Raw genomic sequence first — 12,484 nt, forward strand, 5'->3', positions numbered from 1 at the left:
GGGTCGGTAAAAAAGCCCGTGCACCAGGCCGGGCTAGGTTGTCAGTTCGCCAGCAGTTGCCGGGTCATGGCCATGGCCTGTTCCATATGGCGTTCATCCCGGTGCAGCTTGGTCAGCAGGCTGGCGCCCAGCCACAGCTGATAGAGACAGGTTGCCAGCAGGGTCTCGCCCTGTCGGGGCAGGGAGTGGTCGGCAATGGCGGCCTCGATGCAGTCCTGGATGCGGCCAATCACCTGGTCGGTACCCGTCTTGAGTGTGAGTCGCATCGGCTCCGATAAATCTGCTACTTCGGCACTCAGCTTGACCACCAGGCAGTCGCTGCGACTATTCGGGCCACAGTAACGACGTTGCCATTCAGTCCAGTAGCTCATCAATTGTTGCTGACCACTAAGCCCTGGCTGACTGAACAGCTGATCAAGCTCGGCCAGATAAAATTGGAAATAATCTTCCAGCAAGGCCTGGCCAAACTGCTCCTTGGACTTGAAGTAGTGGTAGAAGGAGCCCTTGGGTACGCCCGCTTGCTGTAGCAGCGCACTGAGCCCGACCGAGCTGAAGCCCCGAGCGGCGAGAATGTCGCGGCCGGTATCGAGCAAATGCTGGCGAGTGTCTTGATGTTTAGTGTTCATGGGCGGCATGCTACAGATAATTAGACCGGTCGTCTAGTACTGCTTTCGTTTCTCTGATTATCCGCCGGCTTTGATCTGGGGTGCGCACAAATGTTGTCCGTTGGTAAGCAACCATTGCAGGTCGCCAAGTAACCCCGTTGGGAAATACCTATTAAGTGTTCAACCTGAAAGGTGGGAATGCCCACCTCAATGCAGTGCCTGATCCGGAAACCTTGCTTATGCCACGTCCACCAGCACGATTTCGCTGTCTGCCCGGGCACTGACCTTTAGTAGCCGTTCATCGCTAATGGCGACGCCGTCGCCGGCCGTGGCCACTACGCCGTTCACTTCGATCTGGCCGGTCGCCGGCACCAGATAGACCTTGCGGCCGGCCGCGATGTGATATTCGGTACTTTTACCGGCCTCCAGGGTGGCAGCGACCAAGCGAGCATTGGCACGGATCGGCAGCGCCTCGGTCTCACCGGGCAGGCCGCTGGCGAGGGTGACAAAAGACCCGCTGCGCTCGCCCTTGGGGAACGGCTTGGTGCCCCAGGTCGGCGGCAGGCCGGTTTCATTGGGCATGATCCAGATCTGGAAGATCTGAGTCGTCTCGTCCTCTTCATTCATCTCGCTGTGGGCAATGCCGGTTCCGGCGCTCATCACCTGTACGTCGCCGGCCTCGGTTCGGCCCCGATTGCCGAGGTTATCCTGGTGGGTAATGGCACCCTTGCGAACATAAGTGATGATTTCCATGTCGCGGTGCGGATGGCGCGGAAAACCCGTATGCGGCGCTATGGTGTCGTCATTCCAGACTCTGAGATTTCCCCAGTGCATGCGCTCGGGATCGTAATATTCGGCGAATGAGAAATGGTGACGGGTGTCCAGCCAGCCATGGTGGGCGCCGCCCAGTTCGCGGTGGGGTCGTAGTTCGATCATTGCAGAACCTCCTGCTTCATATGACCTGTTTCGTGTGAATAGTGACTGTCAGAACCTTATGGGATCAGGACAATCTTCTCGGCGCCACCTTCATTGACCCTATGGTAGGCCGCGACTGCCTCGGAAAGCGGCAGCTCGATAAAACCGCCCGGAACCGGTATGCCACCCTCAAACGCGGCGCCTATTTGCTCAAGCATCCTCGCGCAATCTTCCAGACTGTACAGCAGCGAGTTGACGCCGATAATCGAGCCACCGCGGCGGTACAGATTGAGCGCAGACATCTTGATCAACCCATCCGCTGGTGCCGAAATCACAGCGACCCACCCAAACGTATCAACGCTATTCACTGCCGCCGACAGCCAGTAGCCGGTGGTATCGAAGATGACTTCCGGTGCTTGCTGTTGAAAGTGGTCGCGCACCTGATCTGGCAGTTGTTCCGCATCCGGTAGCTGAAAGGCACTGATACCCCGGGCTTGCAGTTCTTGCGCCACCTCGGCGCGTCGCACGGCCAATACCACATTGGCGCCCCTTGCCTTGCCCAGCGCTTGTGCGGCCTGAGCCACAGCACCGGCACCTATGATGAGGAAACTGGTACCTGCCTGAACCTGACTTCGCTCGAGGGCATCCCAGGCGGTGATAAAGGGAACCCCGCAAGTGGCAGCCTGGGCGAAGGTAAGCGACTCAGGCATCAGTGCGACGGCATCGGTCGGCACCACCACATATTGCGCATGACAGCCGTCACGATAGAAACCAAAGCCCTTGCCAGTGCCGCCCCATACCGCTTTACCCTGAAGTTCTGGCGGCCCGCTCACCACCACACCGGAAAAATCCCGCCCGGGAATACGGGGCGTCGTGGTGTAGGGGAAAAGTCCGAGCACGTTCTTGATATCACTGGGATTGATGCCGGTAGCCCGAACCTCAATCAGGACTTCGCCGGCTTCAGGCACGGGCGTTGGCACATCGCGCAATTGCAGCGAATCCAGAGTGCCGGTTGCTGAAAACTGTAGAGCTTGCATGTTTGACCTCAAAACGGGGTTGATGGGGGCAGCACGGGGCGGCTGATTAACTTGCTTCTCAGTCGGCCTGACGCTGCATGAATCGCTCGCGACCGTGAGGGCCATCGAGATTCAATACCGGGCCTGCCGGCACAACGCCGGTTGGATTGATGGTGGCGTGGCTGCGGTAATAGTGCTCTTTGATATGTTTCATGTTGACCGTCTCGGCCACGCCGGGCCACTGGTACAGTTCTCGCACATAACCGGCCAGATGCGGATAATCTTCGATCTGCTTCAGGTTGCACTTGAAGTGGCCGTGATACACGGGATCAAAACGGACCAGGGTGGTAAACAACCGCCAGTCTGCTTCGGTGATCTGTTCGCCGAGCAGGTAACGCTGTTTCGACAGGCGCTGATCCAGTTCATCCAGTGCCTCGAACAAGGGGAATACCGCCTGCTCATAGGCTTCCTGAGTGGTGGCGAACCCGGCCTTGTAGACACCGTTGTTTACCCGGTCGTAGATCCGGGCGTTGAGACTGTCAATCTCGGTGTGCAGCGCCTCTGGATAATAATCGCCGGGCTTGGCGTCAATTCCGTCGAAAGCCGAGTTCAGCATGCGGATAATCTCGGAAGATTCATTGCTGACAAACCGGTTTTGTTTTTTATCCCATAGCACAGGAATGGTGACGCGGCCGCTGTACTCGGGGTCTGCGGCGGTATAAATCTGGTGCATGTACTGGGCCTGGAAGATGGGATCGGCCACCACGCCGTCGTCCGCGTCAAAGGTCCAGCCATGCTCACGCATCAACGGGTTGACCACAGATACCGAAATCATCGATTCCAGCCCTTTCAGTTTACGAAAGATCAGCGTTCTGTGTGCCCAGGGACAGGCCAGGGAAACGTATAGATGGTAGCGTCCGGCTTCGGCCTTGAACCCGGCTTCACCGGTAGGGCCGGCACTGCCGTCGGCAGTGATCCAGTTGCGAAATTGCGACTCGCTGCGAGCGAAGCGACCGTTGTTGGATTTGGTGTCATACCAGCGGTCAACCCACTGTCCATTTACAAGCAGGCCCATTGTGGTGCCTCCGTTTGTGTTTGAATATGTTGGCCAGGGGAGCTTCTCTCCCCTGGTGCGCCTGTGCTGTGCTTAATAGGTATTGAGTGAGCGGGGGCGTTATGCGCCGGAGCTCGGTTATGACGAGCGGCCTCGCTCAGCGCCGTCTTTACTCGCCATGTCACTCAGCTTGCGATCCAGCGACCACTTTCCGCCCCCGTTAAACACCAAGGCCACCGAGATGCTGAGCAGAGCAAGGCCGAATTCATAGCCGTTGTTACTCATGAAGAGTCCATTGGGAAGGTGGACACTGATGATGGCGACGAGCATGGTGATCGCCAGCATGAATGCCGCGGGCCGGGTCAGCAGTCCAATGAGTAGTGCAATACCACCGAAGAACTCGGCACTACCCGCTGCCAGCGCCATCAGGTAGCCAGGTTCCAGGCCGATGGAAGCCATCCACTGACCGGTGCCTTCCAGACCGTAGCCGCCGAAGCTGCCGAACAGTTTTTGAGCGCCATGTGCGACGAACATGACTCCGGCCGGAAGACGAAGTGCCAGGCTGGTGAAGCTGTTGTCGGTGAGAAGAGTACGGTGGATAAGATCTTTGCTCATGCTGTTATCTCCCAGTAATATCAATGAAGTAATATCAGTGCTGCTGTTCAATGGAACTACTATATTTAAAAGGATTAGCAACTAATAGCGGAACAATTTGACCTTTATCATCAGGAAAACTGAACTATGATTTCGCTTATCACTCTGGATGCACTGCAGACACTCGACGCGATAGAGCGCCGCCAAAGCTTTGCCGCCGCCGCCGAAGAGTTGCACCGTGTTCCGTCAGCGGTCTCCTACACCATCAATAAGCTGGAAGAGGATCTTGGCGTCGCGCTCTTTGACCGCAGCCGGCGCAAGGCAGAGCTGACCGCCATAGGGCGTCTGGTGTTGGAGCAGGGCCGGCACATTCTCAAGGCCTCCGAAGAATTGACGGCACTGGCCCGCCAGGCGGCGGACGGTTGGGAAGCAGAGCTTAGGATCTGCATTGACAGCGTACTGACCTGCGACCCTGTCTATGAGCTGATTGAAGCCTTCCAGCGTGTACAACCCAAGACCGAAATACGCCTGAGTGAAGAAGTGCTCGGCGGCAGCTGGGACGCGCTGAGTGACGATCGTTGTGACCTGGTGATTGGGGCCGAAGGGGCTCCCCCCGCTACGGGATTCGCCCTTCACTCACTGGGAAAAGTGGACTTTGAGTTCGCGGTAGCCACCGGTCATCCGCTGACCAAGCTGCCCATGCCGCTGCCGGCGAGTGCGATCCAGGACTATCCGACCGTGATAGTGGCTGACAGCTCACGCTGTTTACCCGTCCGCTCCTCCGGGCTGCTGGATGGTCGCAGCCGTATTATCGTGCCGACCATCCAGCACAAAATAAAGGCTCAGTGCAAAGGGCTGGGTGTCGGCTATTTGCCGCGCCACCGGATTATGCAGGAACTGGCTGAAGGGAGACTGGAGCTGTTAACGGTGGATGCGCCACGACCTCCGGTTGAAATATCGGTCGCCTGGCATCGCGGCGATACGGGGAAGGGGCTCAAGTGGTTTGTCGAACGCCTCAAACAGATGCAGTTCGACCCCGTTCGAGGCGAACTGACCCGAAACTCATAAAGCCTGTTCTTTTACCATTGCCGTGACCGGGCTGCTCTTTTCAATGCCTGAACAGGTCAGAAATCACCTTCATTCACGCGGTTATCTCTGCGGATCGGAATAACTTTGGATACGGCAATACTGTTATTGGCTTTGCTGCCGGGTTTCTGGAACTGGGAAAAGGTCTTCAGCTTGCTCAATATGGTGCTACCAGGCAAAGCTTTAGCTTCATCGTCGTAATAGTCGAACCAGGGGATGCTGGCCTGTTTATATTGCTTACGGGTTACAGGTGGATGAGGCACTGGGTGGCCGGTGATGTCGCGCCACTGTTCACTGTTGATGATATGCACAAAACAGCGTGAAGGACTTTCTATCCAGGCATCAATGCCCCTCTCGTCTTCGTAAATGGTTTGGCGAATTTTGCCACCCAATCCAAGTCCCATGGCTTCGGGTGCTTTGCGGAGAAAGACAGGAATATCGAGATAGTCCAATTCGCTTAACTGCTGCTCCCGTTTGGCTCGTTCAGCCAGTTCCTGCTCATATATCTCGGCTTTTAACGGGTAAACTATAAGCTGCAGGCCTCCGAACTCGGCCTCCCCAGTCAACTGTTCTTCGGCACTTTGACCATCGCCCAGGCGGCTGGCGACGAACTGGTTAACCTGATCCTCACCGGTAGAGAAACCATCCAGCCAAGGCTGCACCGGTGTGGTGACATAGTCCTGAGGCTCTGTGTTGAGCGTGTTCTTCCAAGGTTCACCGGTCACCGCATTGATTTTTCCGGCCGCAATCTTGATGGCCATGGGGTAGTGGCCGCTGAAATTGATCCACATCGCCTCAGACTGATACATCGGCATCATCACACCACCGCGCTGTAGCCAGGTTTCAGGCAATTTAAGTCGAAAATCCTCAATATGGCGAAGTGAGAACTGACCAACGCCAGCAGGAAGAGGATATTCATTCCCATCGTCCGGAACACGCAGCGTCCGTTTGAAGTCGATCCTGAGTTTGGCATCTTCATGGATCTCGGGGAATCGGAAAGTCAGGGTGTTGTTTTCCAGTGTGACCATGGTTGTTTTCCTTCCGTGTTACGTGTTGTGTTACCAATCACCGTCCGAAATCTCGCGCACAACGCGGAGTACAGCATGGTCAGGTGCATCTTTAAGTTGCCGAATCAGTTGCGAGAATAGCTGCGGACGCTGGCAGATGATGGCTCGCAAATCGGATGAGACTTTGCCAGCCATGGCCAGTATCAAATCGGCATCCAGATCGAGCTCTGCAGCGATTTTCTTCAGCGTGTCCTCACTAGGTGGAGGCAGTTCCTCCCGTTCAACCTTGCTCAGATACGTTGGCTTGATACCGACGCGCTCGGCTACCTGGCGCAGGGAGTAGCGTCTGTCGTTTTGGCGGAGAGCTTCACGCCGCTTTCGAATGTAAGGTCCGGGTCCGTTCATTTGTGTAGTTTATACTACACAGTGTTGATTGTGCCAGAGTAGCCGTCTGAGATAAGCATAAGAAATGAGAGCGGGTGGAATGGAAGAGACTCCAAGGTTGCCTGGTGCTGAACAAACATTACAGGTGATTACTGCCTAATCTGGTAACGGGTGCTGCGGCCGCCGCCCGGCAATTTCTCGATGCATCCTTTTTGTAGCAGATCTGCCAGGTGCCGTGTGGCAGTTGCCTTACTGACTTTGGCTACTTTCTGGTACTGAGATGCACTGATCCCTTCCTTAAAGCCTCGTTCTCCACCGTCCAGCAGCCGGTTAAGCACCTTGATTTGTTCAGGGCTCAACCCTGCATCCTGATGTTCGCGCCAGAAGCGCGTCTTTTGTAGAGTACCGTCGATAGCGGCCATGGCTTGGTCAAGCGTTTGATCAAAGGTATCCAGAAACCATGCTACCCAAGCCGTTACATCCAGGTTCCCACGCTGGGTCTGTTCCAGTATTCGATAATAGTCATTGCGCCGCTCCAGAATAGCGACGGACATGGCGTACAATCGAATACTCTGGTTGTCAGCCTGTGCCAATGCCATATCGGTCAGGGCTCGCGTAATACGGCCATTGCCATCTTCAAATGGGTGCAAGGTAACAAACCATAAGTGGCAGAGTGCAGCCCGTAAAATTGGGTCCAGAGTCTGCTCGTTACGGCTGTGATTAAACCAGTCGATAAACTGTTCAAGCTCGGCTGCTAGCTTATCTCGGGGAGGTGCCTCAAAGTGGACTTTCGGTTTATCCAGGCGACCAGAGACGACTTGCATAGGTTCATCGCCACGCAGTTGCCCAACCCTCAGCGAGTGGCTGCTCAGAATGCCAGCTTCGTCAGGAAATAACCAAACATGCCATTGCAGCAGTCGCTCTAGAGTCAGAGGTTGCTGATGATCCTGGATCGCATCCACCATCATGGCTGCCAGCCCTTCGGATCGTTCAGAAACCGGATAAGGATTTTCCTCCGTCACCTTCAACCGCCGAGCCAGGGAAGAGCGTACCGACTGTACATTCAGGGTTTCGTTTTCGATGGCAGAAGAAGCAACAATATTCTGTAACAGGGTATCTAGTGCTTGTTGAGCATCTTGGGGTTGGTTCACGGTGGCTTTGCCGATGAGTACGCCAGACTTTAGGCGTACATCACGCAAACGTGTCGCTATAACGGCTTCACTCCAAGTGAATGAAGGCCAGTTTGGCTGCTGCCATATCCAGAGTGATGACATAAGCGCTCGCTTTTAAAGCAAAAGATGAGCCGAATATATGCTTTATTCGGCTCATGATTCAAGCTGATTAGATACTTTATTCGGCTCACGGCGGTGAACGCTAGCTGTAGTGCCGGTTTTACTTCCCGATACAAAAAGTAAAGTATCCTTTAATATCATATAGATAATGACTTATTGGGGGCCTGTCGGGGGAAAGTGAGTTAAGTCAGCGATTTGCGGGACAGATCACAGATGTGCATGGTGTGACTCCGGCTCTGTCCACTATCGTTTCCCGCCGATATGCTCGGTTGTTCAATTTCTACCGGTCGTCAATCGAGAGGATCTGGCCTTTACTCCTCCCAGTATTGAGTCACGGATGTGATTGGGGAAGTCGTTCGGCAACTGCTTGCTGACATTGTCGATAGCAGTGTCAACAGAGCCTGCCACTTCAGCCAGAATACGCGCCATTGCCTCCTGATCAAACCCTACCGTTTTGGCTGTTTGGAAGAAGTGTCTTGGAAAGATTTGCTCAATGCCGTACTTCCTGCTTTTTGTTCCTCTAAGGCTCATGGCCAGTTTAGCATCGCGTGGATGAAGACCTCTGCCACCAAAAACCGGGTACATGGAAAGGATGTCGTAGAAAGGGGTCAGACGAAAGCGGCCATCGGGCTCAATGAATACGGAGAAGTTCTTGGCATGGCCATCTGTCGCGGCCAGCAGCCAAAACAATACCTGTGCTTTCATGAACAGATAGCGATCCTGTTCGGTATTGGCCGAACCCAGCAGGTAGGACATGATCTCTGCAATGCCAGGCCCACCGTGATTCTCATATTTCTGTGCCGATGGTACGTTCAGAACCTGGCAAAAGTCCTCCTGCGGCAAGCGCATTAGCCAGCTACCGTCAGATGCATATTTACGGTCAAAACGCTCTACGGCCAAGGCCTTGATGCTGCCCACCTGCATCATGAAACAGTTGGGCACCGGCAAGCCGAACTCCCGTGCCAGCAAGGTACAGAGATATTCATTTTCGACACTGTCGGACAGGTCAATGGCGTATGAGTGGCTTTCTATCTTGCCGATAGGCAGCTTGATGATATGGGTCGTTGGTGTGGCATTACGGGGTTGGCACCATCTGTCTTCTATGAGCAGCAGTGCTGTTTTCTCCTGGGCGCCGGCGATGGAAATTCGAAAATCTTCCACTTCCTCGATCATCCCCAGAGGAGCACCCGCCTGATAGCCGGTCAGCACCATTTCCAGCTCTCTGTCGGACAAAATCTTGTATTCCATTTTCCGGATGTCGCCGGGGGGAATGCCCTGTGGCAACAGTTGCAGGGCCCCCACGGTGTCGGCTCCGACCTTGGACAGCAAATCGAAAGGCTGGGTTGAGTTTGCGTGGTACCTGGCAAGGATCCGGCTCCTGACATCAAGAGTATCAGGTAACAGGTTGTCGAAGAAGTTGTATGCCTCATCCCCTTGGTACGTCTGCTGACGCAGTGGCATGGAGAGTGATATCGGGCGGCTCCCTGGCAGGCGTAGCCAGGCCTCGTCGTATTTGAACTGATGGGCACCTGAGCTGGTTCGGGTGAAAACGCCAACCCGGTAACCGTTCATGTAGACGTCCAGGTCTGCCATTACCACTCCTCCTTCCAGCCTGCTGACGTATCGATATGTGGGTCTGTGTCAGTTGTATTTCTTGGCTGAATCGCCAGCTCCAGATTCAATGCCGACAGGATCTTGAAGAAGGTCTCCAACTTGGTGGTGTCTGGGTGCAGCTCGAAGCTGGAAACCGTGTCCTGCCGGATCCCCACCTTGCCGGCCACTTTGCCTTGGGAAAGTTTCTGGGTGAGCCTGACATCTTTCATGTAAGCGCTGAGCTGATTGGCATTGGTGACTTTCATTGCGTGGTTACCTGGCAGAATTGATACCTCTACATTACACGCTGCAGCAGGTATATCAAATTTTACACGCCAAAACAGGTAAAAGCAGTATTACACGCTAAAGCCGTTAAGACTTCCAATACCTGTTGTGACGGGTAGATTTACAGCAGGGCTATCTGTTCCGACGTGACAAACCGGTAACCCATGGCCAGGTAGCCTTTCTCCCGCTTGTAGAACATTCTGAGCAACATGGGCAGGCTTGTGTCTACATAGTCGTAGACAGTCACTTCCTGCTTGCCGGTGGCCTCGCGGTGAAGCCGCCCCGCATATTGGGCCAGGGTGCCTTTCCAGGCGATGGGCAGGGCCAGAAACAGCGTATCCAGCCGGGGCAGATCAAACCCCTCGCCAATGTACTTGCCAGTGGCAACCACCACCTGAGCACCGGGAAGTATGGCCTCCACTTTTCTGCGCTCCTTCACGCTCATGCCACCCCTGAGTACCACGGTGCTGAAGGCAGCATCGGACAGCATGACGGCCAGCGTTTCGGCATGCTCCCGGCGCTCGGTCAGCAGCAGGCAGTTTCCGCCCTGTTTAACGCTCGCTATTACATCCTCAATGATTTCCCTATTGCGTACCGGGTTCTCGGCCAGCCAGCGGTACACAGTGGCGATATGGGGACGCTCTCCGGGTTGGCAGAGTTCGGCTGGTGGAGCTTCCTGCCATTTTCGCACGATCACGCGCTGGTCAAAGCCTGACTGCTGATCGGATTGAGCCCGGTGACGCACCGGACCGGCGGTCATAAACATGATTTTCTGGTGTCCGTCCTGACGGTTTGGGGTGGCCGTCAGGCCAAGTACATATCTGGCGCTGATTTCATTCAGCAGCATCTCGTAGCGTGGTGCTGAAATGTGGTGACATTCGTCGATAATGATCTGGCCATAATCGCGGACGAACTCGGCAATGGAGTTGTTCTTTCTGCTAATCAGGCTCTGATAGGTGGCGACATCAATCTGGCCAGTGGCTTTTTTCTTGCCGCCGCCAAATACGCCTATGGTGGCGCCGTCCAGAAAGGACTCCAGCCTCTCCTTCCATTGGTCCAGCAGCTGCCGGCTGTGGGTCAGGATCAGGGTGTTGACCTGTCGGCTGGCAATCACGCTAATGGCGGTGACTGTTTTGCCAAAGGCCGTTGGCGCATGCAGTATGCCGGTGTCGTGTTGGGTGAGGGCATCGACAGCGGCTTGCTGCTTGTCCCGCAGCACAGGCCGAAGTGTAAGCTCCGTTAATGGAGAGCCTGTTATCCGGTGGTCTTCCATGTCCACCTGTATGCTTTGTGCGCGTAACAGTTCAATCACCTCGTCCAGGCAGCCCCGTGGCACGGACAGATAGCCCTGCTCGATACGGGCGCAGGAGATGTAGCGGGGGATACCATGGGTGGAAAAGCGCAGCGCCTGGGTCTTGAAAAACACCGGGTTGGCAAAGCTAGCCAGGCGTTTGATGCGTGCCGCCAGTGGCGCGGGAATATCGGCCAGTTTGATATAAACATGATTGGCCAGGGTGATCGTGATGCGCTCGGGGCAGCCCGGCACCGGCCCGGACTCTGTGTGCAGGCCCTGCTCCCAGGGGGCGGTGTCATTGTCGGTGGAGGCCGAGGTGGGTGGCTCACCCACCCACTTCTGCAGTTGGGTGGGGCTGACACGCTTTAACTCGCGCAGAAATGCCCACTGGTCCTCATAAGGTTGCAGCTCGTCATTGACGAATAGGCTGCAGCCGCGAGCCCGGGCTTCGTATTGCAGGGGCAGGGCGATCAGGTTGCCAAAGCCGCCCTGAGGCATCATGTCCTGATTGGGAAAAAGGCGGTCGTAGGAGTCAAAGGACAAACCAGGATGCAGTTCCATGGCTTTGTCGAGCAGCCTGAAGCCCAGTGCCCGTGCCGACCAGGCCGGCACCGGTGCCGAGAAAAAGATCCACAAATGGGCTCCGGCCCCGGAGCGGGATATCTCCAGTGCATAAGGAATGTGCTCCCGACGGCAGACTCGGGCGAGGGCTTTCACATCTGCTTGCCAGTTCGCCTTGTCAAAATCCATCGCCAGCAGGTGACAGTGATGATCCGGCTGCAGAGGGTATAAACCGGCGACCAGTTTTCCCGTCAGGTGGGCGAACAGCACCTTGCTGTCCAGCGGGGTGAACTGACGGTGAGGGCAGTCGCCGCACTTGATTTTCGGCTTCTGGCAGATGCCCTGAACCCATTCGTTGCTGCAGGCCACGGCATAACCACTGCGGCCATTGGCTTTCTCCCAACGCACGGCATGCACATCGGCACGACCGCGAAATAGTCCCTGAAAAAGCTCAATCTTTTTCTGCGGTGTCAGCTGTGTGGCAACAGGCGTTGCCTTCAGCAGCTCCTGCCTGCGGGCAAGCAGGGCCGCTTTTTCTCGTTCCAGCTCTGCCAATCTGGCATCAATCGCCCTGAGTTCGTCACTCGTTTGGATATATGGATCCTCCAGATATCTTGGCGATTGAATCACTCATCAGCCGCCAGCTTTGATCAGAGACTCGCGCAAATGTTGTCCGGTGGTAAGCAACAACTGCACCCGCACCGTGCCTGTTTCTATCCGTATTATACCAATCCCAGTAATGATCTGATCATATTGAGGCCCCAGACCAGAGGCAACACAGCCGCCTCCCCCGACACG

12 protein-coding genes are annotated in these 12,484 nt (G+C 55.5%); 1 reads left to right on the forward strand and 11 read right to left on the reverse strand.

Features of this window, described 5'->3' with window-relative positions:
- Positions 1–41 precede the first annotated feature (41 nt).
- The 5 genes from UN63_RS04605 to UN63_RS04625 form a co-directional block, all read right to left on the reverse strand.
- Positions 42–626: a TetR/AcrR family transcriptional regulator gene (locus UN63_RS04605; protein ID WP_104485642.1), complete on the reverse strand. Its 585-nt coding sequence runs from the start codon at positions 624–626 to the stop codon at positions 42–44.
- A gap of 216 nt (positions 627–842) precedes the next feature.
- The gene (locus UN63_RS04610) at positions 843–1,541 is read right to left on the reverse strand and encodes a pirin family protein (protein ID WP_104485606.1); all 699 of its coding nucleotides are present in this window, start codon (positions 1,539–1,541) and stop codon (positions 843–845) included.
- Positions 1,542–1,597: 56 nt separating this feature from the next.
- Entirely contained in the window at positions 1,598–2,557 is a 960-nt protein-coding gene (locus UN63_RS04615; protein ID WP_104485607.1) for a quinone oxidoreductase family protein, read from the reverse strand.
- 58 nt (positions 2,558–2,615) lie between these two features.
- Positions 2,616–3,611, reverse strand: coding sequence for a glutathione S-transferase family protein (locus UN63_RS04620; RefSeq protein ID WP_104485608.1), 996 nt, complete (start codon positions 3,609–3,611; stop codon positions 2,616–2,618).
- A 117-nt stretch (positions 3,612–3,728) separates the two neighbouring features.
- A complete protein-coding gene (locus UN63_RS04625) occupies positions 3,729–4,205 on the reverse strand; it encodes a DoxX family protein (protein ID WP_104485609.1) in 477 nt (158 codons plus the stop codon).
- A 126-nt stretch (positions 4,206–4,331) separates the two neighbouring features.
- Between UN63_RS04625 and UN63_RS04630 the strand changes: the two genes are divergently transcribed.
- The gene (locus tag UN63_RS04630; RefSeq protein ID WP_181068174.1) at positions 4,332–5,252 is read left to right on the forward strand and encodes a LysR family transcriptional regulator; all 921 of its coding nucleotides are present in this window, start codon (positions 4,332–4,334) and stop codon (positions 5,250–5,252) included.
- Between the two features lie 56 nt (positions 5,253–5,308).
- Here UN63_RS04630 and UN63_RS04635 read toward each other — a convergent pair whose 3' ends face one another.
- From UN63_RS04635 to UN63_RS04660, 6 genes are all read right to left on the reverse strand, one after another.
- The gene (locus UN63_RS04635) at positions 5,309–6,298 is read right to left on the reverse strand and encodes a hypothetical protein (RefSeq protein ID WP_104485610.1); all 990 of its coding nucleotides are present in this window, start codon (positions 6,296–6,298) and stop codon (positions 5,309–5,311) included.
- Between the two features lie 30 nt (positions 6,299–6,328).
- Positions 6,329–6,682 carry a helix-turn-helix domain-containing protein gene (locus UN63_RS04640; RefSeq protein ID WP_104485611.1) on the reverse strand — a complete coding sequence of 118 codons (354 nt, stop codon included), beginning with the start codon at positions 6,680–6,682 and terminating at the stop codon, positions 6,329–6,331.
- A gap of 128 nt (positions 6,683–6,810) precedes the next feature.
- The gene (locus UN63_RS04645; protein ID WP_104485612.1) at positions 6,811–7,935 is read right to left on the reverse strand and encodes a Fic family protein; all 1,125 of its coding nucleotides are present in this window, start codon (positions 7,933–7,935) and stop codon (positions 6,811–6,813) included.
- 291 nt (positions 7,936–8,226) lie between these two features.
- Positions 8,227–9,546: a type II toxin-antitoxin system HipA family toxin gene (locus UN63_RS04650; RefSeq protein ID WP_104485613.1), complete on the reverse strand. Its 1,320-nt coding sequence runs from the start codon at positions 9,544–9,546 to the stop codon at positions 8,227–8,229.
- A complete protein-coding gene (locus tag UN63_RS04655) occupies positions 9,546–9,812 on the reverse strand; it encodes a helix-turn-helix domain-containing protein (protein WP_104485614.1) in 267 nt (88 codons plus the stop codon). Before UN63_RS04655 ends, UN63_RS04650 begins: the two co-directional genes overlap by 1 nt.
- A gap of 140 nt (positions 9,813–9,952) precedes the next feature.
- The gene (locus UN63_RS04660) at positions 9,953–12,241 is read right to left on the reverse strand and encodes a TOTE conflict system archaeo-eukaryotic primase domain-containing protein (RefSeq protein ID WP_219821070.1); all 2,289 of its coding nucleotides are present in this window, start codon (positions 12,239–12,241) and stop codon (positions 9,953–9,955) included.
- Positions 12,242–12,484 lie beyond the last annotated feature (243 nt).

Source organism: Oceanisphaera arctica (assembly GCF_002936955.1).
Classification (GTDB): domain Bacteria; phylum Pseudomonadota; class Gammaproteobacteria; order Enterobacterales; family Aeromonadaceae; genus Oceanimonas; species Oceanimonas arctica.

What these genes read in the sequence shown, in the direction of transcription:
- UN63_RS04655 (WP_104485614.1), bottom strand. Translation starts at nt 9,812, where the DNA reads ATGAAAGTCACCAATGCCAATCAGCTCAGCGCTTACATGAAAGATGTC.
- UN63_RS04615 (WP_104485607.1), bottom strand. Translation starts at nt 2,557, where the DNA reads ATGCAAGCTCTACAGTTTTCAGCAACCGGCACTCTGGATTCGCTGCAA.
- UN63_RS04620 (WP_104485608.1), bottom strand. Translation starts at nt 3,611, where the DNA reads ATGGGCCTGCTTGTAAATGGACAGTGGGTTGACCGCTGGTATGACACC.
- UN63_RS04625 (WP_104485609.1), bottom strand. Translation starts at nt 4,205, where the DNA reads ATGAGCAAAGATCTTATCCACCGTACTCTTCTCACCGACAACAGCTTC.
- UN63_RS04650 (WP_104485613.1), bottom strand. Translation starts at nt 9,546, where the DNA reads ATGGCAGACCTGGACGTCTACATGAACGGTTACCGGGTTGGCGTTTTC.
- UN63_RS04610 (WP_104485606.1), bottom strand. Translation starts at nt 1,541, where the DNA reads ATGATCGAACTACGACCCCACCGCGAACTGGGCGGCGCCCACCATGGC.
- UN63_RS04640 (WP_104485611.1), bottom strand. Translation starts at nt 6,682, where the DNA reads ATGAACGGACCCGGACCTTACATTCGAAAGCGGCGTGAAGCTCTCCGC.
- UN63_RS04645 (WP_104485612.1), bottom strand. Translation starts at nt 7,935, where the DNA reads ATGTCATCACTCTGGATATGGCAGCAGCCAAACTGGCCTTCATTCACT.
- UN63_RS04605 (WP_104485642.1), bottom strand. Translation starts at nt 626, where the DNA reads ATGAACACTAAACATCAAGACACTCGCCAGCATTTGCTCGATACCGGC.
- UN63_RS04635 (WP_104485610.1), bottom strand. Translation starts at nt 6,298, where the DNA reads ATGGTCACACTGGAAAACAACACCCTGACTTTCCGATTCCCCGAGATC.
- UN63_RS04630 (WP_181068174.1), top strand. Translation starts at nt 4,332, where the DNA reads ATGATTTCGCTTATCACTCTGGATGCACTGCAGACACTCGACGCGATA.